The organism is Microbispora sp. NBRC 16548 (assembly GCF_030268985.1).
GTDB classification, from domain to species: domain Bacteria; phylum Actinomycetota; class Actinomycetes; order Streptosporangiales; family Streptosporangiaceae; genus Microbispora; species Microbispora catharanthi.
The window spans coordinates 357,029-379,829 of sequence record NZ_BSSF01000003.1 but is presented as its reverse complement, the minus strand read 5'-3'; the positions used below and the strand labels follow the sequence as shown (position 1 = coordinate 379,829).

General features: G+C 71.8%; 19 protein-coding genes. 10 read left to right on the top strand and 9 right to left on the bottom strand.

All coding sequences use genetic code 11. The features are described 5' to 3' along the window. Positions 1 to 9: 9 nt before the first annotated feature. The 3 genes from QSK36_RS09630 (at position 10) to QSK36_RS09620 (ending at position 3,847) form a co-directional block, all read left to right on the top strand. A complete protein-coding gene (locus tag QSK36_RS09630; protein WP_183531308.1) occupies positions 10 to 999 on the top strand; it encodes an Acg family FMN-binding oxidoreductase in 990 nt (329 codons plus the stop codon). 456 nt (positions 1,000 to 1,455) lie between these two features. Beyond that, entirely contained in the window at positions 1,456 to 2,067 is a 612-nt protein-coding gene (locus QSK36_RS09625; RefSeq protein ID WP_285782114.1) for an Rv1733c family protein, read from the top strand. Between the two features lie 82 nt (positions 2,068 to 2,149). After that, positions 2,150 to 3,847: a sensor histidine kinase gene (locus QSK36_RS09620; RefSeq protein ID WP_285782113.1), complete on the top strand. Its 1,698-nt coding sequence runs from the start codon at positions 2,150 to 2,152 to the stop codon at positions 3,845 to 3,847. Here QSK36_RS09620 and QSK36_RS09615 read toward each other — a convergent pair whose 3' ends face one another. Together QSK36_RS09615 and QSK36_RS09610 are read right to left on the bottom strand one after the other, a co-directional pair. Next, positions 3,848 to 4,306, bottom strand: coding sequence for a hypothetical protein (locus tag QSK36_RS09615; protein ID WP_285782112.1), 459 nt, complete (start codon positions 4,304 to 4,306; stop codon positions 3,848 to 3,850). It lies immediately after the preceding gene. Positions 4,307 to 4,464: 158 nt separating this feature from the next. Beyond that, complete coding sequence (locus QSK36_RS09610; protein ID WP_285782111.1) at positions 4,465 to 5,106, bottom strand: response regulator transcription factor; 642 nt, start codon at positions 5,104 to 5,106, stop codon at positions 4,465 to 4,467. A 137-nt stretch (positions 5,107 to 5,243) separates the two neighbouring features. Between QSK36_RS09610 and QSK36_RS09605 the strand changes: the two genes are divergently transcribed. After that, on the top strand, positions 5,244 to 6,089 hold the full coding sequence (locus QSK36_RS09605; RefSeq protein WP_285782309.1) for a universal stress protein: 846 nt from the start codon (positions 5,244 to 5,246) through the stop codon (positions 6,087 to 6,089). Positions 6,090 to 6,104: 15 nt separating this feature from the next. Next, positions 6,105 to 7,103, top strand: a complete 999-nt coding sequence (locus tag QSK36_RS09600) for a lactonase family protein (RefSeq protein WP_285782110.1) — start codon at positions 6,105 to 6,107, stop codon at positions 7,101 to 7,103. Positions 7,104 to 7,107: 4 nt separating this feature from the next. On the opposite strand, the gene QSK36_RS09595 is transcribed toward QSK36_RS09600, so the two are convergent. From QSK36_RS09595 to QSK36_RS09585, 3 genes are all read right to left on the bottom strand, one after another. Further along, a complete protein-coding gene (locus tag QSK36_RS09595) occupies positions 7,108 to 7,938 on the bottom strand; it encodes an SAM-dependent methyltransferase (RefSeq protein WP_285782109.1) in 831 nt (276 codons plus the stop codon). A gap of 62 nt (positions 7,939 to 8,000) precedes the next feature. Continuing rightward, positions 8,001 to 8,816, bottom strand: a complete 816-nt coding sequence (locus QSK36_RS09590) for a DUF4253 domain-containing protein (RefSeq protein WP_285782108.1) — start codon at positions 8,814 to 8,816, stop codon at positions 8,001 to 8,003. 49 nt (positions 8,817 to 8,865) lie between these two features. After that, positions 8,866 to 9,837, bottom strand: coding sequence for a LuxR C-terminal-related transcriptional regulator (locus tag QSK36_RS09585; RefSeq protein ID WP_182902536.1), 972 nt, complete (start codon positions 9,835 to 9,837; stop codon positions 8,866 to 8,868). A gap of 120 nt (positions 9,838 to 9,957) precedes the next feature. Here QSK36_RS09585 and QSK36_RS09580 point away from each other — a divergent pair, with 120 nt between their 5' ends. Genes QSK36_RS09580 through QSK36_RS09570 form a run of 3 tightly spaced genes read left to right on the top strand, consistent with a single transcriptional unit; the run spans position 9,958 to position 13,316 of the window. Beyond that, positions 9,958 to 11,553, top strand: a complete 1,596-nt coding sequence (locus tag QSK36_RS09580) for a peptide ABC transporter substrate-binding protein (RefSeq protein ID WP_285782107.1) — start codon at positions 9,958 to 9,960, stop codon at positions 11,551 to 11,553. A gap of 7 nt (positions 11,554 to 11,560) precedes the next feature. After that, positions 11,561 to 12,490, top strand: a complete 930-nt coding sequence (locus QSK36_RS09575) for an ABC transporter permease (protein ID WP_079319243.1) — start codon at positions 11,561 to 11,563, stop codon at positions 12,488 to 12,490. Further along, the gene (locus QSK36_RS09570; RefSeq protein WP_285782106.1) at positions 12,477 to 13,316 is read left to right on the top strand and encodes an ABC transporter permease; all 840 of its coding nucleotides are present in this window, start codon (positions 12,477 to 12,479) and stop codon (positions 13,314 to 13,316) included. Before QSK36_RS09575 ends, QSK36_RS09570 begins: the two co-directional genes overlap by 14 nt. Positions 13,317 to 13,325: 9 nt before the next feature. On the opposite strand, the gene QSK36_RS09565 is transcribed toward QSK36_RS09570, so the two are convergent. Further along, positions 13,326 to 14,786, bottom strand: coding sequence for an arabinofuranosidase catalytic domain-containing protein (locus QSK36_RS09565; protein ID WP_285782105.1), 1,461 nt, complete (start codon positions 14,784 to 14,786; stop codon positions 13,326 to 13,328). 551 nt (positions 14,787 to 15,337) lie between these two features. On the opposite strand from QSK36_RS09565, the gene QSK36_RS09560 reads away from it, so the two are divergent. Continuing rightward, on the top strand, positions 15,338 to 17,101 hold the full coding sequence (locus QSK36_RS09560; RefSeq protein ID WP_285782104.1) for a cellulose binding domain-containing protein: 1,764 nt from the start codon (positions 15,338 to 15,340) through the stop codon (positions 17,099 to 17,101). Positions 17,102 to 17,200: 99 nt separating this feature from the next. Continuing rightward, a complete protein-coding gene (locus tag QSK36_RS09555; RefSeq protein WP_285782103.1) occupies positions 17,201 to 18,472 on the top strand; it encodes a nucleotidyl cyclase domain-containing protein in 1,272 nt (423 codons plus the stop codon). A gap of 6 nt (positions 18,473 to 18,478) precedes the next feature. Here QSK36_RS09555 and QSK36_RS09550 read toward each other — a convergent pair whose 3' ends face one another. Genes QSK36_RS09550 through QSK36_RS09540 form a run of 3 tightly spaced genes read right to left on the bottom strand, consistent with a single transcriptional unit; the run spans position 18,479 to position 22,700 of the window. After that, positions 18,479 to 19,759: a M20/M25/M40 family metallo-hydrolase gene (locus QSK36_RS09550; RefSeq protein ID WP_285782102.1), complete on the bottom strand. Its 1,281-nt coding sequence runs from the start codon at positions 19,757 to 19,759 to the stop codon at positions 18,479 to 18,481. After that, a complete protein-coding gene (locus QSK36_RS09545; protein WP_285782101.1) occupies positions 19,756 to 21,582 on the bottom strand; it encodes a S9 family peptidase in 1,827 nt (608 codons plus the stop codon). The genes QSK36_RS09550 and QSK36_RS09545 overlap by 4 nt, the downstream gene beginning before the upstream one ends. After that, positions 21,579 to 22,700, bottom strand: a complete 1,122-nt coding sequence (locus tag QSK36_RS09540; RefSeq protein WP_285782100.1) for a C39 family peptidase — start codon at positions 22,698 to 22,700, stop codon at positions 21,579 to 21,581. Before QSK36_RS09540 ends, QSK36_RS09545 begins: the two co-directional genes overlap by 4 nt. Positions 22,701 to 22,801 lie beyond the last annotated feature (101 nt).

Sequence of the window (22,801 nt, the reverse complement as noted above, 5' to 3'; positions counted from 1 at the left end):
GAGGAGACCGTGAACACTCGGACGACTGAAGGGATCGTGCAGGCCGCGAGGACGGCGGTGGAGGCCGCCCTGTGGGCGCCCTCGATCCACAACACCCAGCCCTGGTCGTTCGGCGTCTCCGGCGACGAGATCTGCCTGCGCGCCGACCCCGACAGGAAGCTGCGGGTCTCCGACCCCACCGGCCGGCAGATGACGATCAGCTGCGGCGCCGCGCTGTTCAACGTGCGAATCACGCTGCAGGCCCTCGGCTACGAGCCCCAGGTGCGGCGCTTCCCCGATCCGGAGGGCCCGCTGCTGCTGGCCACCGTACGCGTGCGGCCGGGGCGGGAGCCGGGCGAGCACACCCGCCTGTTGCATGCGGAGATTCAGCGCCGCCGCACCCACCGGTCCGGGTTCACCGCTCTGCCGGTGCCCGACCGCCTGGTCGACTCGCTCGTGGCGGAGGCGGCGGCCGAAGACGGCCACCTGATGCCGATCGGGGCGGAGGCCGCCGCACGGGTGCTCGCCGCGCTCACCGGTGCGGCCCAGGACGTGCAGTCGCAGAACCGGTTGTTCGTCCTCGAACTCATGCGCTGGGCCCGGCCGCCCGGCAGTTCACGCCGCGACGGGGTGCCCGCGGCGGGCTATCCGACCGATCCCCGGCGTACGTACCCACAGCACTTCGCACAGCGGGACTACGCCCGGGGCCACGAGTGGGGGATGGCGCCGGACGAGCGGGTGTCCGCCTCGACGGGCCTCGTGGCGCTGCTCACCACCGCGGGCGACGGCCGGGAGGACTGGCTGCGCGCGGGTGAGGCGCTGCAGCGGATGCTGCTGCACGCCTCCGCGTACGGCGTGAGCGTCGCCTTCCACACACAGGCACTGGAGATGCCTGAGTTGCGGGAGTTCATCAGCAGGCATCTGTGCTCGGGAGAGGCACCCCAGATGATCATGCGGCTGGGGTTCGTCATCGACGAGAGCGAGAGCGTCCGCCGCGCCGCGTCCGACGTGATTGACTGATTCGGCGGCCGTGCCGCCGAGCACGACCTTACGACCAGGGGGCCCCATGACCAGGGGCCGCATGGTCCGAACGCCTCGTGCTCCACCTTGACGCCCGCTGCGCTGCCGCCGTAACGTGCGCGCCCGAAGTACATGCTCCTCGCCTCCCGGAGGAACGTCGACAGCACCACCGACCCCTGCTGACCTACTTCATCCCGATGAGTCCGGGCTGGGTCCGTAGCTTCGACCCTTCCGGCACGGTGACGCTCAGGGTCGACGGGGTCGGGCCCGCTGGACCTGAGGCTCCGGGTGCCCTACTGGGTCGAGAACGGCTTCACCGTTCACGTTCAGCCGGACCTGGAAGCCCGGCGATAAGGTCCAGCCGCTCGGGCGAAGCTGAGCTGAGCCCATCCGGGCGGGCGTGGACGGGCCCGCCCGGGGAAGTGGGACCTCCTGTGGCTCGACAGGAGGTGCGCGATGAGGTCGATCGTCCGCTGGGTCGTGTCGCGGTTACGCCGCTACCTGCCCGATCGCAACCCGCTGCGCCGCCGTTCCGACCGGGTCGAGGCGGCGCTCGCGGCGGCGGCGCTGGCCGCCGTCCTGTTCGCCGCGTGGCCCGCGGCGCTGGCCGCTCGTACCGTGTACGACGACGGCGTCGCGGCCGAGCGGGTCGGGCCTGGGACACGGCAGCTGGTCGAGGCCACCCTGGTCGAGGCCACTTCGATCGGGGACACGTCCGCCGTGCCGGCCAACGGCCGCGGTCTGCCCGCGGCGATCCCGGCGCGGTGGACGCTGCCATCCGGTGAGGTCCGGGCGGGCGTGGTCCCGGCGGCGCTCCTCCTGCGGGACGGCCCGGCGGACGCGCGGCTGTGGGTGGACGCCGCGGGCAGGCCGGCCGCGCCGCCGCCGCAGCGGGCCGAGACGGTGACGAGGGCGGGACTGGCCGCCGCCGGCGTCGTCGCGAGCGCCGCCGTCCTGGCCTGGGCCTGCTTCGCGCTCGCGCGTCACCGGCTGGATCGCAGGCGCTACCGCGAATGGGAGGCCGCCTGGGCGGCGGCCGACCAGAGGTGGCGCCGTCACCGCATCTGAAGGCGCACCGGACCCCCGCGCCCACCGGGCCCACCGGACCCCCGCCGCCCACCGGGCCCCCGTGCTGCCAGACTTCTGCACTATGACGGAGAACGAGCCGCGGTCGCTGATTCCCAGCATGCGATTGGACGATCTGCTGGCGGAGTTGCAGTCGCGTCTGGAGGCCGTGCTGGCCACCCGGGATCGGGTGCACGCGCTGCTGGAGGCGGTCGTGTCGATCGGCAGCGACCTCGACCTGGAGGTGGTGCTGCGGCGCATCGTGGCCACCGCCACGACGCTGGTGGACGCGACGTACGGCGCGATGGGCGTGATCGGGGAGGAGAACACGCTCATCCAGTTCGTGCCGGTGGGGCTGAGCGAGGAGGAGATCGCCAGGATCGAGCACTGGCCGCACGGGCTGGGCCTGCTCGGCCTGCTGATCAAGGAGCCGCAGACGCTGCGGCTGACCGACATCTCCCAGCATCCCGAGTCCTACGGCTTCCCGCCCGGCCATCCGCCCATGGGCAGCTTCCTGGGGGTGCCGGTCCGGGTGCGCGAGGAGGTGTTCGGCAACCTCTATCTCACCGAGAAGCGCGGCGGTGGGAGCTTCGACGAGGACGACGAGGCGATCGTGGTCGCCCTGGCCACCGCCGCCGGAGTGGCGGTCGAGAACGCCCGCCTGTATGAGGAGAGCCGCCGCCGCGAGACCTGGTTGCAGGCGTCCTCGGACATCACCACCCGGCTGCTGTCCGGCGGCGAGCCGCAGGAGGTCCTCACGCTGATCGCCCGGCGCGCCCGCGAGATGGCCGACGCCGACGCGGTGGCGATCCTGCTGCCGCGCAAGGGCGGCGACACCCTGCAGGTGGCGCTGGAGGACGGTGCCCTGGAGGACGGCGTACCGCAGGACGGCGACGTCCCGATCGAGGGCTCGCTGTCGGGCCGGGCGTTCCTGAGCGGCGAGCCTCTCATGCTGGACGACCCCGCCGGCGGGGACGTCCATCTCGCCGGCGACCTGGACCCGGGCCCGGTGGCGGCCGTGCCGCTGGGCGCGGCCGGGGCCGTACGCGGGGTGCTGGCCCTGGTCAAACGCCCGGGACGGATGCCGTTCAGCCAGTTGGAGCTGCGTACGCTGCACGCCTTCGCCGGGCAGGCGGCCGTCGCGCTGGAGCTGGCCGAGACCCGCCGCGACGCCGAGCGGCTCGGCCTGCTGGAAGACCGCGACCGCATCGCCAAGGACCTGCACGACGTGGTCATCCAGCGCCTGTTCGCCGTGGCCATGACGCTGATGAGCGCCGTACGCCTGGTCGAGCGGCCGGAGGCCTCCTCCCGGCTGCAGAGCGCCATCGACGAGCTGGACACCACCATCCGGCAGATCCGCTCGACCATCTTCGCCCTGCAGACCCCGCGCGAGGACGCCTCGCCCAGCCTGCGCGCCCAGGTCGTCGATCTGGTCGAGGGCGCCCGCGGGCACCTGGGCTTCATGCCCGGCCTGAGCCTGGAGGGCCGGCTCGACAACGACGTGCCCGCACAGGTCGCGGAACACCTGCTCGCCGTCCTGCGCGAGGCCCTGTCGAACCTCGTCCGCCACGCCAAGGCCACCCGCGCCGACGTCGCCGTCCACGCCGCGGACGGGCGGCTGACCCTCGTGGTGGAGGACAACGGCGTCGGCATCCCGGCCGAGGGCCGCCGCAGCGGCCTGCGCAACCTCGCCGACCGCGCCGAACGACTCGGCGGCGCCCTCACCCTCACCTCCCCTGAGGCCGGCGGCGCCCGTCTGGAGTGGAGCGTCCCGCTGGGCTGATCACCTCATGTTCTGCGAGATGTTGCAGGAGCGGCTGCCGGGGGCGCAGTACGCGCCCTGGCTGGTGATCTTCCCGGCGGACGTGACGGCGGTCGACTGCGGGCCGCTCAGGAGCGAGGGCGTGTAGACGCCGTTGAGGTTCAGGATGTTCCTGCCGCGGCCCGACCTGTACTGCCTGGCGCTGGTCCGCCCGCCTCGGGCCACCTGATAACCGCGCGGGCCGGGCCTGGGCCTGGCCTTCGCCTCCGCCTGCGCCGCCGCACGGGCCGCCGCCTTCGCACGAGCCGCCTTCGCGGCGGCCGCGGCCGCGTGCGGTTTGCGGCGCAGCGGAGCGGAGGCCGCGTCCGCCGATTCCGGAACGGCGAGGCCGGCCAGCGAGACGACGAGCGCGGCCACCGCAAGCCGCCGCACCGCCGAGACGAGATCGGTTCTGAAGACGTCCGCGCAGTGACGAGACACCTGGCAACCACCTGCCCATGCGCCAGTTGGATATAAGCGACATAGGGCATATGCCCGTATCGCTCGGATCTCGCCGGCGCCCTGGGAAACTCCGGCCCGGATGATTACGCTGTGCGGGCGCGTCGCCCGCCCAATCCTGGCGGTTCAGTCCTGGTGGCTCAGTCCTGGCGGCCGGCCTTGAGACGGGCGGCGAGCGCGGCGGCCTGGGTACGGCGCTGCATGTCGAGCTTGCTCAGCAGGTTGGACACGTAGTTCTTGACCGTCTTCTCGGCCAGGAACATCCGCTCGCCGATCTGGCGGTTGGTCAGGCCCTCGCCGATCAACTCCAGGATCTGCCGCTCCTGGTCCGACAACGCGGCCAGCGGGTCCTTCTTCGCGGCCTGGTCGCGCAGCCGGTGCAACATCGCGGCCGTGGTCTGCGGATCGAGCAGCGACTGCCCACCGGCCACCGTGCGCACCGCGCCGACCAGGTCCGAGCCGTGAATCTGCTTGAGCACATACCCGGCCGCCCCGGCCATGACCGCGTTGAACAGCGCCTCGTCGTCGGCATAGGAGGTCAGCATCAGGCACGCCAGGCCGGGCACCTTCGAACGCACCTCACGGCACACGTCCACCCCGTCGCCGTCGGGCAGGCGCACGTCGAGCACCGCCACATCCGGCTTCAGCGCGGGGATGCGGGCCACCGCCGACTCGGCCGTCCCCGCCTCGCCGACGACCTCGATGTCGTCCTCGGCGTCCAGCAACGCCGCCACACCACGCCGCACGACCTCATGGTCGTCCACCAGGAACACCCGAATCATGTCTCTACGCTAAGCCGCGGGCGGGCCGAAGGTCCCGCAGGCCGGTGGCTTTCGCCCGGCGTCGCCGCCGAGCCCCGGGTGATCTGCTGGTGACATGGGGTGCGCTCTGCGCACGCGGCGCGGGCCGCGTGAGTGAGATGAAGCAGGAGATCGTGGTCGCCTACGACGGCACACGGCAGAGCCGGGCCGCGATCGAGTGGGCCGCGGCGGAGTGCCTGGCCCGCCGCCGTGCGGGCGTCACGGTGTGCCAGGTGTGGGACGGGCCCTACCCGGAGCGCGCCGAGGCCGTCGCCGCCGAGGAGCGCCGCCTGGCGGGTCTGCAACTGTTCGAGGGGGTACGGCTGGCCGAACGCCTGCTGCCGGGCCGCGAGGTCCGCCCCGTGCTCGTGCGCGGAGACCCCAAGGACACACTGGTCAGCCTCAGCAGGAACGCCGCGATGCTGGTCCTGGGCCACCGGAGCGTGCGTGGACTGGCCGGGCTGCTGCGCGGCTCGGTCAGCGCGTACGCGGCGGCGCACGCCGCCTGCCCGGTCGTCGTGGTCGGCGCGCCGGCGTCCGCGCCGCCCGCCGGCGGGGTGGTGGTGGGGATCGACGTGGCGCGGCCGGCCGGTCCCGAGGCGGACTCCGCCCTGCGCTTCGCCGTGGAGGTCGCCCGCGGCAGGTCGCTGCCGCTGACCGTGGTGTACGCCACGGGAGGGTGTGAGCCGGAGGGCGAGCGGGCGCTGGCGCGGATCGTCGAGCCGTGGCGGCTGCGCTGCCGGGCCCGGCCCGCGATCGGGACCAGGGTCGTCGAGGCGCCGGCGCTGCCCGCCCTGGTGGCGTGCGCCCGGGAGGCGCGGCTGCTCGTCGTGGGTGCGCACAGAACGGGGGCCCGGCTGCTCGGTTCGGTCGGGCAGGGCCTGCTGCGGCGCGCCCCCTGCCCCGTCGCGGTCGTCCACCCGGCCCCCGTCTGGCCGATACCATGCGATATCCCGACGATCTGAGCCTTTGGAGCGCGAATGTCCCGACCCGGTCTGGTGATCGGCGGATACACCCCCGACACGGAGGGGTCGGGCCCCGGCCTGACGGTGGCTCGGGCGCACGCGGACGGGCGGCTGGAGGCGGTGGCCGAAACGACCGCGTCCGGGCCGTCGTTCGTCGCCGCGCACCCGCGGCTGCCGCTGCTGTACGCCGTGCTCGAACGGGCCGCGGACGGGGGGCTCGCGGTCTTCGCCGACGAGCCCACCCCCCGGCTCCTGGCCGAGCACCCCAGCGGCGGCTCGCTGCCGTGCCACCTGGCGCTCGACCCCGAGGGCCGGTGGCTGGCGATCGCCAACTACGGCGACGGGACCGTCACGGCCTACCGGCTGGGTGAGGACGGGATGCCCGAGCCCGGCCCGCTGACGTTCCCGCACGAGGGTCGCGGCCCCCACCCGGACCGGCAGGAGGGCCCGCACGCGCACCAGGCGGTCTTCGGGCCCGGCGGCGTGCTGTACGTGACCGACCTCGGCACCGACGAGGTGCGCCGCTTCCTGCCGGGCATGCGCCCGCATCCGGACGGCCCCGTACGGCTGGCCTCCGGCAGCGGCCCGCGGCACTTCCTGCACCACGAGGGCCACTGGTATGTCACCGGCGAGCTCGACGGCACCGTGCGCGTCTACGACGGCGAGTGGCGGGAGGCGGGCGTGGTGCGGGCGAGCGGCGCCGTGGTGGAGAGCGGGGGGGAGAACCTGCCCTCCCACATCGCGCTGTCCGCCGACGGCCGCCACCTGTACGTCGCCAACCGCGGGCCGGACACCCTGGCCGTCTTCGAGCTGGACGGGCCCCGCCTCACGATGACGGCCGAAGTGCCGTCGGGCGGAAGCTGGCCACGCCACTTCGCGATCGACGGCGACCGCCTCTACGTCGCCAACCAGCGGTCCGATTCCGTCGCCGTGCTGGCGCTCAAGGACGGGCTGCCCGAGCCGGCCGCTCAGGCGCTGGCGGTGGGCACCCCCTCGTGCGTGCTCATCCGGTAGGTCGTCAGAGCACCTGGCCGACGCCGCCGACGATCCACACCCGCTGGGCCTGACCGGTGCTCTGCGGGACCTCCGGCCGCCACTGACGGATGTAGACGAGGCCGGGATCGACGAGTTCCGTGCCGTCGAAGAAGCGCAGCACCTTCTCCCGGTCTCGCGGCGCGTCGTCGGCCTGCGGCACGATCTGCCGGAACAGGTCGACGATCGGCGCGGCCAGCTCGGGACGGCTGTCGAAGACGGCGTGACCGATGGCCAGATAGCTGCCCGGGGCGAGATGGTCGCGCACGTGGGCCACGCACTTGTACGGCTCGGTGGCGTCGGGGAGGTACTGCAGCCGGGCCGGGATCAGGACCCCGACCGGCTGGTCGAAGTCGATGAGCCGGAGCATCTCGGGGTCGGCGAGCATCTCCGCCGGGCGCAGGATGGAGCCGTCGACCACCCCGGTGCCGGGGTTGCGGGCGAGCACGGCCCGCGCGTGGTTGAGCACCACCGGGTCGTCGTCGACGTACACCACGCGGGCGTCGGGCGCGAGCTCCTGGGCGACCTCGTGGGTGTTGCGCCGGGTCGGCAGCCCGGACGCCACGTTGAGGAACTGCCGCACGCCCTGCTCGACGAGGAAGCGCACCACCCGCTCCAGGAACTCGCGGGTGTCCACGGCCATCGTCTTGACCTCGGGCGCGATGGTCATCAGCTGCTCGGCGAACCTCCGGTCGGCGGCGAAGTTGTCCTTGCCTCCGAGCAGGTAGTCGCTCATCCGGGCGATGTTCGCGGTGCCGGTGTTGAAGCCCGCCACCTTGACGGGCCGTTCGCCCCCGCCCAGCTCCGTGCCGCCCAAACCGCCTCCCTCGCTCACAGTCGTTTTAATGGTCATTATCGCGTGCCTGTGTAAGTATCGCCTCAATCCCACCAGAACGACCAGGCGTTCTGGCCCACGATCTGCTCGGCGTAGTCGGCCAGCGTGCCCGGGCCCTGCAGGATGCTGTCGGGGCAGAACGTCCAGTGCTCGGCCGCCACGTGCAGCGCGTGCGCGGGGGTGGCGGGCGGCGCGGCGACGCTGAGGTCCAGCGTGTTGAACCCCATGCCGACCACCCGCGCCCCGAACCGCTCCTCCCAGCTGCGCACCACGGCCGCCAGGGGCACGGTCCACTCGTTGTGGTGCAGCGCCCCCTGCCAGCCCATCGCGACCAAGGCGTCGGCACCGCGGTTCACCGCGGCGAGCCCCAGCGGCGTCATCCGCTCGGCCACCACGTCCGCGTACCAGTCGGCGACCATGTCGGGGTCGGCCACGAGCGCGGCGGGCGGCGCGACCCCCGGGCACTCGGCCCCGAACGGCGCGAGGTACGCCTCGTGGCCCAGCAGCAGGTCCTGCCACGCCTCGGCCATGAATCCGGCCGCGCTGTAGTAGTCGACCTGGCCGGGCGAGTCCGGCGCGATCTGCCCGGCCGACCAGGGCTGCACGCCGTCCTCCAGCAGCACCGGCCACAGGCCCGACCGGGGGTGCTCGGCGCGGAGCCGGGCCCACAGCCCGGCCGGCACCGGCTCGTCGCTCAGCCAGAACGAGGGGCGGTGATGGGTGCGCATCCTGTCGTAGTCGGGGTCCGGCCACACGAGGGACCCGGACGGCAGGTCGACGGACAGCACCCGGCCGTCGCCGCCGTCGCCGAACAGCAGCTCCAAGCCCGTGGGGAGCCGCCGACGCTCGTGAACCGACATGGGCCAATAATGTCGGACCCGGCCTCGGCGCGTCCCGCGAGGGCGATCATTACGGGATGTCGAGCCGGCACAGCCCCTCGGCGAGAACCTTCGTGGTCAGACGCGTACGGCTGTCGCAGCCCAGCTTGGCGAAGATGTGCTCCAGATGGGTGGTCACGGTGCGCACGCTCAGGACGAGCGCGGCGGCGATCTGCGGGTTGGAGTCGCCCTGCGCGACCCGGGTGAGCACCTCGATCTCCCGCGAGGTCAGGTCGTACGGCAGGGCGCACGGGCGCTCGGCGATGACCGCGCCCTGGATGGAGCCGTGGAAGCCCACGCCGGCCCGGTGGAGGCGCAGCTCGCGCCACTGACCGGTGCCGTCCAGCCACAGCCCCCGGCGCGACAGCTCGCGGGAGTCGATGAACGCCCTGGCCAGCTCCGCCATCGCCGGCTCGGCCGCGAGCGCCTCCGACGCGGGCCATCCGGCCACGTCCCTGCGCCGCCCGCCCCGTTCGTACGCCACGGCGTGGAAGCCGGGCGGCAGGCCGAGCGGGTCGATGACGCAGCGGGTCACGTCGGTGAGGTGGGCCAGGGCGGGGGAGACCGCGCTGATCACCGCGGGCGCCTCGGGCGGCAGGTCCGCGCGGGAGCTGACGTGCAGCAGCCCGGTGTAGCGCCCGCCGGTCAGGAACAGCGGCGTCGTGATCCCCGCGCGCCAGCCGTACGGCTCCAGATGGCGGCGGAAGTAGCGCTCGGTGCCGGGGGAGCCCATGACGACGGGCGTGCGCAGCGACATGGCCCGGCGGTAGGCGTCGAGCCGGGCGTACTCCTCCGCGGCGTCGTCGTCCACCCGCGTGTACCCCGCCGACACCAGCGAGCGGTGCCGGCCGGTCGCCGGGTCGAACGCCACGAACTCGTAGGCCTCCACGGGGATGACCTCGCCCAGCGCGGTCATCGCCCCGTGCGCCCCCTGCCGGGCCACCTGGAAGCCCAGTTCGGCGACGGCGTGCAGGCTCCGCGCGTTGAGGCTGATTGCATCCATGGATCCTCCATGCTCAGCCTGCCGGGTAAAGGTTGCGCAAGGAATACGTAAAGTCTCCGATGCAGTCGGCGGCCCCGTTTCCTACCCTCACCCGCAATACGACGGAGAGGCGGAGGACCAGTGAGGGTCACGAGAAGCCGGGCGGCCGCCCTCGCTGTGGCGGCCATCATGCTGAGCGGCGGGTGCGGGGGAGGAGCGTCGTCCCAGGGCGGCGGCAAGGAGGCGAACACGTTCTCCGTCGCGCTGACGGAACCCGACCATCTCACCCCGGGCAACACCTCCAGCGACTATTCGATCACGGTGCTGGACACGCTCTTCGAGACTCCGGTCTCCATCGACGCCACCAGTGGCAAGCCCGTGATGCGGGCGGCCGAGTCGGTGAGCAGCACCGACCAGAAGGTCTGGACGATCAAGTTCAAGCCGGGGCAGAAGTTCAGCAACGGCGAGCCGGTCACCGCGCAGAGCTTCGCCGACTCCTGGAACGCCACGGCCTACGGCCCCAACGGCTGGACCAACAACTACTACTTCGCCAACATCGAGGGCTACGACAAGCTCAACCCCGAGAAGGGCGACCCGTCCACGGACAAGATGAGCGGCCTCAAGGTGGTGGACGACACCACGCTCGAGGTGACGCTCACCGCGCCGTTCAGTCAGTTCCCGATCACGCTCGCCTACATCGCGTTCGCGCCGATGCCGAAGGCGGCGTTCACCGACCTCAAGGCGTTCGACCAGGCCCCGGTCGGCAACGGGCCGTTCGTGCTCGACGGCGCGTGGGAGCACAACAAGCAGATCACGATCAAGCGGTCTCCCGCGTACGCGGGCGAGCGCAAGCCCAAGGCGGACGGCGTCACCTTCAAGATCTACGCCAGCCGCGACACGGCGTGGACCGACCTGCGGGCCGGCCGGGTGGACCTGATGACGACGGTCCCGCCGGCCAGCACGGGCGAGGCGAAGAAGCTGCTCGGCGACCGCTTCGTGCAGACCCCCGACGGCACGATGGACTACCTGGGCTTCCCGACCTTCGACAAGCGGTTCGCCAACCCCGACCTGCGCAAGGCGTTCTCCATGGCCATCGACCGGCAGGCCATCGTGGACGCGGTCTACGACGGCGCGTTCAAGCCGATGGCGTCGCTGCTGGCGCCGCTGGTGCCCGGCTACCGGGAGAACGCCTGCGGCGAGGCGTGCACGTACGACCCGGCCAAGGCCAAGGCGCTGTTCGACCAGGCCGGCGGCTTCAGCGGCACGCTGAACCTGTGGTTCTCCAACGCCGACCCGAGCTACGAGCAGTGGATGACCGCCGTCGCCAACCAGCTGAAGCAGAACCTCGGCATCTCGGACATCAAGTTCCGCAAGATCCCGGCCGCCGACTACCTGTCGACCCTGCGCCAGCGCAAGGAGGACGGTCCGTACCGCAACAACTGGGTCATGGACTATCCGAGCCCGCAGGACTACCTCGAGTACATGTGGGGTGCGGGCAACCGGATGGGCTGGGAGAACAAGGAGTTCGACGACCTGATCAAGCAGGCGAACTCGGCGCCCAGCCTGGACGCGAGCCTGCCGCTCTACCAGAAGGCCGAGGACGTCGCGCTGGCCGAGATGCCGATGATCCCGCTGTGGAACTGGCAGAACCAGATCGGCTTCACCAGCCGGCTCAGCGGTGTCGACGTGACCCCGTACGGCAAGAACCTGTACACGATCACCGTGAAGCAGGGGTGACACAAGGGTGAGGTACGCCGCGCAGCGCCTGGCCCAGGCGATCCCGGTGTTCTTCGCGACCACCTTCCTGATCTACACGATGGTGTTCGCGCTGCCGGGCGACCCGATCCTGGCGCTCGCGGGCGACAAGCCGGTGCCCGCGCAGGTGCTCGCCGTCATGCGGGCGCGCTACCACCTGGACGACCCCCTGCTCGTCCAGTACGGCCGCTACATGCTCGGGGTGTTCCAGGGGGACCTGGGGGAGACCTTCACCGGCCAGCCGGTGAGCGAGCTCCTCCAGGACCGGTGGGCGGTCACCGCGCAGCTCGCGCTGACCGCCTGGGTCTTCGAGCTCGTCGTGGGCATCGGCCTCGGCGTCCTGGCCGGGCTGCGCCGCGGCGGGGCCGCCGACACGGCGGTCCTCGCCGGCACCACGTTCGTCATCGCGGTCCCGGTGTTCGTCGTCGGCTACACCGCCCAGATCGTGCTGGGCCTCAATCTGGGGCTGTTCCCGACCGCGGGGACCGAGGAGGGCTGGCCGGGCAGTTACCTGCTGCCCGGCATGGTCCTCGGCTCGTTCGGACTGGCGTACGTGGCCAGGCTCACCCGCACCTCCCTCGTGGAGAACCTGCGCGCCGACTACGTCCGCACGGCGACCGCGAAGGGACTGTCCCGGCGGCGGGTGGTGGGGCTGCACGCGCTGCGCAACTCGCTCATCCCGGTCGTGACCTACCTCGGCGTCGACTTCGGCAACCTCATGGCCGGGGCGGTCGTCACCGAGGGCATCTTCAACCTGCCCGGCATCGGCCAGCAGGTGTTCCAGTCCATCCAGCTCCAGGAGGGTCCCGTCGTCGTCGGCGTCGTCACCCTGCTCGTCATGATCTTCATTCTCGCCAACCTGGCCGTCGACCTGCTGTACGGCGTACTCGACCCGAGGATCCGCCGTGCTCGCGCGTGACGCCTGGCTGGAACTGCGCGGCCGGGTGGTGTTCTGGTTCTCCGCGGCCGTCCTGCTGGTGGCCGTGGCGATGGCGGCCTTCCCCGGGCTGTTCGCCCACCTCGGCCCCAATGAGGCCTGCGACCTGCGCATGTCGAAGCGCGGCCCGGTGAGCGGCGCGTTGTTCGGGTACGACCTGCAGGGCTGCGACTACTGGTCGCAGGTCGTGCACGGCACCCGGGCGTCCATCGTGGTCGGCGTCTCGGTCACCGTCTTCGCCATGCTGATCTCCATCCTGCTGGGGCTGGTGGGCGGCTACTACGGGGGCGTCGCCGACGCGGTCATCTCCCGGCTCACCGACGTGTTCTTCGGCATCCCGTTCGTGCTGGGCGCGACCGTCGTGCTCGTCGCCTTCCCCGACCACGGGATATGGGCGATGACGCTGGTCCTCGTGCTGCTCGGCTGGACGACCATGACCCGGCTGATGCGCGGCCAGGTCATCGCCGTCAAGGACATGGACTTCGTCGCCGCGGCCCGCATGCTGGGCGCGAGCGACCGCAGGCTCATGGTGCGGCACATCCTGCCCAACTCCGTCGCGCCGGTCATCGTCGTGGCCATGCTGAACGTCGGGAACGTCATCGCGGGGGAGGCGACCCTCGACTACCTCGGCGTCGGCCTGCAGTATCCCGACGTGTCGTGGGGCCTGCAGCTGAACATCGCCCAGACGTTCTTCGCCGAGCACCCCCACCTGCTGGTCTTCCCCGCGCTGTTCCTCACCGCGACCGTGCTGAGCTTCCTCATGCTCGGCGACGTGGTGCGCGACGCCCTCGACCCCCGCCTGCGCTGAGTCCCCCCTCTAGCGGTAGCCGGCGGCGACGACGTCGGCCTGTACGGCGTTCTCGGTGGCGTCGGAGGGGTAGCCCGCCACCATCGCTCCTTCGTAGAAGGTGCCGGCGCTGAGGTTGGCGCCGCCGCCGGGCTTGCAGCAGTCGCCGCCGCTGCCCAGGACGATGGCGCCCTGCTTCTTCATCGGGCTGTAGCCGGGGGGAAGCGCGCCGTCGTAGAGGGTGTACAGGGTGCCGGACTGCGCGTTGCTGCCCTTGATCGCGAATCGGCTGGTGCCGTTGTTCTTCAGCGTCGCGGTGACGAACTTGCTGGTGAAGGCTCGCTGGTTGGGGTTCCAGGACTGGCTTCCGCCGGGGTAGAGGCCCCATTCGAGGTCGGCCTGCACCCAGGGACCGGATCCGGAGCAGCCGCCGAACCAGCAGCTGGTGCCGAAGTAGATGGCGTCCATGGCGCCGGCGGCGTCGGCCTTGCGGGTGGTCTCGCTGTTGCCGTAGTCGAAGCAGCAGCCGCTGTTGACGTGGGTGCCGCTGGTCACCATGTACATGCCCTCGGGGGCGGTGCCGGTCGGCACGCCGGTCAGGTGGCCGTCCCGCCAGTAGCTGTTGCCGGGGTTGATGTACAGGGAGTAGGCCTTGTTACCACCCACCGACAGCGACTCGGTGGTCGCGGTCGCGGGCTTGCTCTGAGGGGACCCGGGAACCACGCTCGACCCCTGGTACCACAGGTCGTTGCCTCGGCCGGACTGGTCGTACACGACGGTGATGACGCAGGTGGTGCCGGCGCAGAAGGAGTCCTGGGCCGCGGCGTTGGCGGCACCGCCCTGGGTCAGGACGCCGATGTTCCTGGTCGCGCTGTCGGAGGAGCGCCGCACCTGGTACAGGTTGCCGTTGTAGGCGTTGTAGAGCGCCCGCGTGGTGCTGTGCGCGGCCACGCACGGCGTGCCACCGGCGGCGTAGATGTCACAGGGCTTGCTCGCCATCGGTGTGGACGACGGGCTGGCCGAAGGACTCGGGGAAGGGCTCGTGGAAGGGCTCGTGGACGGGCTGGGCGAAGCGGTGACGCCGCCGGTGCAGGTCACGCCGTTGAGGGCGAAGCTCGTCGGCACCGGGTTGGAGCCGTTGAACGCTCCGTTGAACCCGAAGCTGGTGCTGCCGCCGCTGGGGATGCTGCCGTTGTAGTCCACGTTGGTCACTGTGACCTGGGAGCCCGACTGGGTGTAGGTGCCGTTCCACAGCTGGGTGATGGTCTGCCCTGCGGAGAACGACCAGGTCAGCTTCCAGCCGTTGATCGGGTCACCCAGGTTGGTGACGCTCACGTTCGTGCCGAAGCCACCCGGCCACTGGTTCGTGACCGAGTAGTCCACGCGACAGCCTGTGGCCGCATGGGCGGCGGGCGCGGTCAGCGCACCGATCGCGCCGGCCACGGCGACGAGCCCGGTGGCAAGCCAGAACCGCAGGCGAGGGACCTTCATCCGATACTCCCTGGTGCGTGAACGTAATCGCCGATTTCTGTTAGCGCTAACAGGAATTTCTGTCGAATCGGTTCTTCTGCATGGGCGATGTGGTGGTGCGGCGGAGCAAATACGACGGGCAGGAGTCCCGTCAAGGGGCGGGCTGTCCACCGCCTCGGCCATCGGCCCGCCGAGGCCTGTCCATCCGCTTCCACCTGGGCGGGATCCCGATCGCCTGCGAGGCGCGGAGATTGAAAATTTCATCCCCTGCCGACGGGACGATCCGGCTTCAGGACCTCCGTCGCCGCAGGCCGACAGGAATGAGGTCCCGGTCCGCCTCATCGAAACGATTCGTCAGCGCCTTGACAGGGTTTCGCCGAGGTTTCCACACTGGTCCGCGAGCACCCTACTGCCGATGTCGGTGATGATCGGCAGGGGTCCCCGGGTCGACCCGAATTCGCCGGATCCGGCTCCCGCGCGCTCTCATTGGCAGTTGATGCGAATCGATTCGATTAGAGGCATGCCACGGCTCGTCCCGCGATCCCCCACCCCCCCCGTCGAAGGAGTCACGCGTGAACATCACCTTAAGTTGGCGGCATGGTCGCCGCCGCGGTCTGGCCGCCCTCTTCTCCGCCGCGGCGCTCGTCGCCGGGTCCGTTGTCGCGACCGCCGCACCGGCCCAGGCCGCCGACGAGTCCATCACCGTCAACTTCTCGGTCGCGGGTGGTTCCCCGACGTATCGGGCGTCGGGGTGGATCTACGGCATGACCGAGAACGGCGCCAATCCGCCGGACAACTACTTCACCGATGTGAAGTTCCGGTACATGCGCGCCGGCGGCGCCCAGCTCGACAGCCCCGGCGGCTGGGTGTCGGGCAAGTACGACCGGCGGTGGAACGCCACCCGCGCCCAGCTGCTGCGCACCCAGTCGCTGGGCGGGCAGTTCGTGCTGCTGGTCCATGACCTGTGGGGCGCCGACGGCTACCCGATCTCCCGCTTCCCCGGCGACAACGGCAACTGGGCCGACTACGACGCCTTCCTCACCCGCCTGATCGACGACGTGCGGGCCACCGGCGCCCCGGCGCAGGGAAACACGGTCCAGTGGGACCTGTGGAACGAGCCCAACATCACCCTGTTCTGGAACCGCCCCCAGTCGCAGTACTTCGAGATGTGGAAACGCGCCTACCAGCGCATCCGCGCCGCGTTCCCCTCCCACCTGATCGTGGGCCCCAGCTTCGCGGGCGTACCGTCCACGGGCGGCTGGTGGACCCAGTACCTCGACTACGTCAAGGCCAACAACGTCGTGCCCGACATCGTCAGCTGGCACTCCCTGCCCGGCGACCCGGTCGCCAACGTGGCCACCGCCAACACCACTCTCGATTCGCGGGGCATCGCCCATGCCCGCCCTTACCAGATCAACGAATACGGCGCCTCCAACGAGCAGAACCCCGCCGACGGCGCCTGGTACATCGCCCGGCTGGAACGGGCCGGGGCCGACGGCCTGCGCGCCAACTGGGCCGGCGGAAGCAACCTGCACAACGACCTGGCCAACCTCCTCACCCACAACTCCTCCGGCCAGTACCAGCCCAAGGGCGAATGGTGGGTCTACCGCTTCTACGGCTCCCAGACCGGACAGATCGCCTCGGTCACCCCCAGCTCCAACTACGACGCCTTCGCCACCAAGACAAGCGGAACCGCCAAGATCCTCCTCGGCGGCGGCCGCACCACCGGCAACATCGCCGTCAACCTGCAACGCCTGGACACCACCAGCGGCATCGTCCAAAACAACCAGGTCCGCGTCCTCGTCGAACGCATCCCCTACAACAACGGCGGCGCCGTCACCGGCCCGGTCACCGTCTCCAACACCGTCGCGACCCTGTCCGGCAACAGCACCACGATCAACCTGCCACACACCGCCGTCGACGACACCTTCACCATCACCCTCCTGCCCCCCGGCGGCTCGACTCCGTCACCGTCACCGTCACCCTCTCCGAGCAGCACCCCGTCGCCGTCGCCGGACTCCTCGCCGACTCCGCCGGTCGGCGGGGCGTGCTCGGCGACGATCGAGACGACCAACAGCTGGCCGGGCGGGTTCCAATCGACGGTGACCGTACGGGCGGGCAGCGCGCCGGTCGACGGCTGGACCGTGAAGTGGACCTGGCCGAGCGGGCAGAGCATCAGCAGCCTGTGGAACGGCACGCAGAGCGTGTCCGGGTCCAGCGTGACCGTCCGCAACGCGGACTACAACGGCTCGATCGCGGCCGGCTCGTCCACCACCTTCGGCTTCACCGCCAACGGCAGCGCGGCCACCCCCACCGCCACCTGCACCAGCCCCTGACTCCTGTCAGCCGGCCCGGGGGAAGACCCAATCCGGCAGCTCCAACTTCAGCCGGATAACCGAGCGCTACTATCCGTAAGCGGATAGTAGCGTTCGCGTGTGACCCCCGACACTCCGATGACCCGGCACGATCCGGGTGCCTTCGACCTCGCCAGGGATGCGGCCCCGGGCCTGCCGCTGACGCTGGTGGAGCGGTGGCGGGCGAGCGGCCGCACCGCCGCCGACGCCCGGCGCCTGCTCGGCGCGCACGTCACGACCGGATACAGCGTGGTGTCCGACTCGGCCGGGCTGACCAGATTGAGCCGCAGCCTCGGCCTGCTGGAGGTGCTGGCGCTCATCGACGGCCCGAAACGCGTCCTGCACGCGTACGGGACCGGCGCGGGCGGCCGGGCCGTGGGCGTCTGGGCGGCCGACAACGCGCAGATGTTCCATCCCGCCACGACCGACGCGGGATTGCTGCTGTCGGCGCTGCTGCGGGCGCAGGACGAGATCGGGCGCACCTGCCGGATCCGGGTCGGCATCGGCGTCCACCACGGCGACTACTACGACCTGGACGGCGGCCTGTACGGCGCTGAGGCCGACGCGATCGAGCACCTCGCGGAGAACCACACCGAGGGCGGCGAGATCGCGGTCACGGAGGCGGTGGCCGACCGGCTGCCCGCGGACCACGGCTTCGTCCTGCGCCGCAAGGACGGGCAGGACGGGCAGGACGGGCCTCTGGGCGCCGTCTACCGGGTGCTCGACGGCCCGCGCGCCGCCGACGCGGCGCCCCCCGACGGGTGGTACCCCATCCCCTATCCGGCGGCCTTCTACGAGGACCTGCTCCGTCTCGACCCGCAGGACGCCGGGCTCGCCGCGGCGCTCGCGCAAAAGCACCTGCGGGAGCGGACGGTGGTCCTGGCCGAGCGCGGCGAGGCCGGGACGGGGAAGGACGTTCCCGAGGTCGCGCTCCTGAGCGAGCTGGACCTGTCGGCCCGCATGCGGGAGCTGGGCCTGCGCCTCCTGCCCGCGGAGGGCGCCGTCGAGGTCAAGGTCGCGGGTCCGCTGGCCATCTACCTGTTCGACGATCCCGGCCCCGCCGTGCCCTTCGCCCTGGAACTGCGCGCCGCCCTGGCCGAGGCCGGGATGACCTGTCGCATCGGGCTGGACAGCGGGCCGGTGCTGTCCGGGCGGACGCCGGACGGCGGCCGAGACGTCGCCGGCGCGCCCGTGAACCAGGCATCCAAGATGGCCCAGGACCTCGCCGCTCCCGGCCTGGTCTGCCTGAGCGAGACGGTCGCCGCCCAGGTCGCCGCGCATGCCGGCCTGGGCGGGTTCGCCCTCGTCCGGCACACCGTCTCCGGCGTGGACCTGACCTTCTACCAGGGCTGAGCGTTTCTACGAAGACGCGACGAGCAGCCGGTCGAGGACGCGGACGCCGAACTCCAGGCCCTCGACCGGAACGCGCTCGTCGAGACCGTGGAACATGCCGAAGTAGTCGAGGTCCGGCGGCAGCAGCAGCGGCGCGAAGCCGTACCCCCTGATGCCGATCCTGGCGAACCACTTGGCGTCGGTGCCGCCGGTCATGACGTACGGCACCGGCCTGCCGCTGGGGTCCTCGGCGAGCAGGGCGGCGGAGAGCTCGTCGAACAGGCCCTCGGCGGGGGAGGAGACGGCCTCCTCGAAGCTGACGAACTCGCGGGTGACCTTCGGCCCGAGCAGCCGGTCGACGGTCTCCAGGAACTCGTCGCGCTGCCCAGGCAGGAACCGGCCGTCGACGTGGGCCTCGGCCGTGCCGGGGATGACGTTGACCTTGTATCCCGCGTCGAGCATGGTCGGGTTGGCCGAGTTGCGCAGCACGCCCTTGAACAGGGCTGCCGCGCGGGGGATCCGCTCGATCTCCTCCTCCAGCCGGTCGACGTCGATCGGCCGGCCGAGCGCCCGCGCCAGCTCGTCGATCAGCCGGGCCACCTCGGGCGTCAGCCGTACGGGCCAGGAATGGTCGGCGAGGCGGGCGAGGGCCCGGGCGAGCTCGGCCACGGGGTTGTCCACGGCGGGCTTGGAGCCGTGACCGGGCACGCCGCGGGCCGTGAGGCGCATCCAGGCGGTGCCGCGCTCCCCGACGGCCACCGGGTAGATGCGGACGTCGCCCTCATACCAGGAGAAGCCGCCGGACTCGCTGATCGCCTCCGTGCAGCCCTCGAACAGGTCGCGGTGCCGCTCGACCGCGTGGCCCGCGCCGTACTCGCCGGTCGACTCCTCGTCGGCGAGGAACGCCAGCACGAGGTCGCGCCTGGGGCGCACGCCCCTGCGCGCGTTCTCGCGAGCCCAGGCGAGGGTCATGGCGAGCGTGCCCTTCATGTCGACCGCGCCCCGGCCGTGCACGCAGCCGTCCTCGATCTCCCCGGAGAACGGGTGCGTACGCCACTCGGCCGGGTCGGCGGGCACGACGTCGAGGTGCCCGTGCAGGAGCAGCGCGTCGGGGCTGTCGCCGGGGATGCGCGCCACCACGCTGGTGCGGCGCGGCGCCGACTCGAACACCATCGGCTCGATGCCGACCTCGGCGAGCAGGGACGCCACGTATTCGGCGGCCCGCCGCTCGCCCGGCCCGTCGCCGGACCCGTCGTTGGTGGTGTCGATCCGCAGCAGTTCCGAGCAGATCGCCGCGACCTCACTCACAACATCCCACCTTCCAGCTTCAGGGGCGGGACCTCGGGCGTCGGAAAGCCGAAGACGATCCCGTAGAAGGCCAGCTCGGCCTCCAGGGCCCGGACGATGGTCTCCTCACGCCGCCACCCGTGCTGTTCCCCCTCGAACGTGAGGTACGCCCACCGGTGCCCGTGGCGGGCCAGCGCGGCGGCGAAGCGCTCCGACTGCGCGGGATCGACCACCTTGTCTTCCAGACCGTGCAGGAGCAGGGCCGGGCCGGACGCCCGTTCTGCATGCAGTTCGGGGGACCTGTCCACGTAGCGCTGCCGGGTCTCGGGCAGCGGGCCGATCAGCCCGTCGAGGTAGCGCGACTCGAAGTCGTGCGTCTCCGCCGCCCAGTGTTCGGGGTCGGAGATGCCGTAGTGGGACACCGCGCCGCAGAAGACGTCGCTGTGGACGAGCGCGGCCATCGACGTCCAGCCGCCCGCGCTGCCGCCTCTGATCGCCACCTTCTCCGCCCGCCCGCTGTCCAGCAGCCACCGCGCCACCGTCTCGCAGTCGCGCACGTCCACCACGCCCCAGCTGTGGCGCAGCCGCTCGCGGTAGGCCCGGCCGTAGCCGGTGGAGCCGCCGTAGTTGACCTCGGCGACGCCGATGCCCCTGCTGGTGAAGTACGCGATCTCCAGGTCGAGCACCGGCGGGGCCGAACTCGTCGGCCCGCCGTGCACGAACACCACGTACGGCGCGGGCCCGCCGCCCGCCGGGGCGTACAGGTGTGCGTGGACCCCCTCGACGGTCACCGCCTCGGGCGTCGGCAGCTCCGCGTCCTCGGGCACCGGCTTGCCCGGGGACAGCACCTCGTGCGCCCCCGTTTCCAGGTGGACCCGCACCACCTCGTACGGCCGGTGGGGCGAGGCCGCGACGCCCACGACATGGGAGCCCCGGGCCGACAGGGCGGACGCCCAGTAGGTGTAGCCGCCGCCGACGTCGCGGACGGAACCTGCCTTCGCGGGGTCGTCGAGGACCCCGAGCCGCCGCTCGTCGGCCGTGCCGTACACGGCGGCGATCCGCCCGTCCGCGGCGGCGAAGAACGTGGCGCCGATCTTCCACGTGGCGTCGCCGAACTCCAGCGGCACCGGGGTCAGGTCGCGCGCCGTGCCGTCCAGGCCGACGAGGTGGATGTTCCACCAGCCGGTGGGGTCGGTGACGGCGTACAGGCTCTCGTCGTCGCGCCACTCGGCCTGGCAGGTGGACGCGCCGGTCAGCAGGACGCGGTGGGGGCCGCCGTCCACGGATCCGACGCAGAGCTCGGTGGCGTCCCAGGGCATGTCCGGGTGGTTCCAGCCGATCCAGGCGAGCGACCGCCCGTCCGGCGAGACGCGCGGGTTCATCAGGAAATGATGGGTCTTCACCACGCTGCGCAGGGGGGAGCCGTCCAGCGGCACCGCGACGATGTCGCGCTCGCCGCTGCGCGCGTCGCCCCGCTCGCGCACGCACCACACCTCGTCGCCGTGGACGACGAGGTCGGCGTAGCGGGCGGGCTCCTCGGGGGTGAGCGGGACCGGCTCCCCGCCGGGGGAGCACAGGTAGATCCGGCCGTCCGCCCAATTGGTGAACACCAGACGGCCCTCGTGCGCGCGCCAGGACCGCCCGCCGTACTCCATAACCCGGTTCCTGGCGTTCCAGCCCTGCGGGAGCACGTCCTCGATGACGCCGTCGGCCCTGCGCCGCACCACGCAGCGCCGGCCGCCCTCCCGCGGGCGCGGCTCATCCCACCAGACCTCGTCTCCGGAGGTCTCCACCCACAGCGGGCGGTCGTCCACCCGCGCGACGTCGACGGCCCGAATGGTCACCAGTTCCCCCCGGAGTCTGGAAGCGGAGTGCCGGGCGGATGCACGATGTGCGCGATCCCCCCGCTGCTCGTGGCGCGCAGCCAGACGCTCTCGAACGCCGCGCGGGGATACACCCGCCGCACGCCGCCGTCGTCCGGCGCGGCCGGATCGTTCGCGATCACGTCGCCCTCCGCCGTGAATCCGGTGACGACCATGATGTGCCCGCCGGTGGAGTATCCGGCACCGGGAAGCTCGTGATCGCGGAACGCCTGAGAGGTGATCACCGGGATCCCGGCGGCGATGAACCGCTCCAGCTCGGCCAGCGAGCGCAGCCGCGTGACGAAGCCGTCCAGCCCGTACCGTCCGGCGTACGCGACGCCGAAGGGCCAGTTGCCGGTGCCCTGGTAGCTGTGGTCGTACATGTCGCGCGCGGCGTGGTCGACCGCCGGGCACGGGTCGCCGGGGGCCACCCAGGCGAGGTCGGCCGGGGCGGGCCCCAGCCCCCAGTAGCCCAGCACCATCGTGAAGGACGCGGGGCTGCACCAGGACTCCCCGCCGCCGTCCCACTGCGGATAGTGCCCAATGTGGACCTTCTGCGAACGGCGCGGCACGTCGAGCTCGATCGCCCGCGGCCCCGGCGGGCCGCCTCTGCCCGCCTGCCCCACGGCCGAGGCCATCACGGTGAGCGAGCGCATGCCGCCGCCGCTGCCGTACAGGGTGGCGCGGACGCGGTACGACGTCACGGGGCGGGCGGCGACGAAGGTGTCGACGGCGACGTCCCCGTCGGCGTCCCCCTGGCCGGGCAGCGACGTGCGGTGGATGTCGGCGTCGGTCTCGGCCCACCGGCCCATGACGTACCACTTGGTCAGGTCGCCGGTGACGGTCCTCGCCTGGATCTCGATCTCCAGCCAGGCGCCGGGCGGCGCGGCGGCCGTCCACGACGGCACCAGTTCGGTGGCCGCGAAGCCGATCTCCCGCTCGGGGGACGTCCAGCGGATGTAGGGCCACTCCCGCTCACCGCCGGGAGCGAACGGATCCAGATATTTCGCCGTCCCCGCCTCCCGGGCCTCGACGGACCACCGGTGGAGGACGACGGGGCTCACCTGGGGGCTCGGTCCGGCCGACAGCAGGGTGACCACCTCGCCGATTGTTGTTACCGCCCCGACCTGGCACATCGGATGGTTTACGTATCCGACACATGGGACGCTACGCCATCGGCGACCGTGCTCCGTGCGTCCGG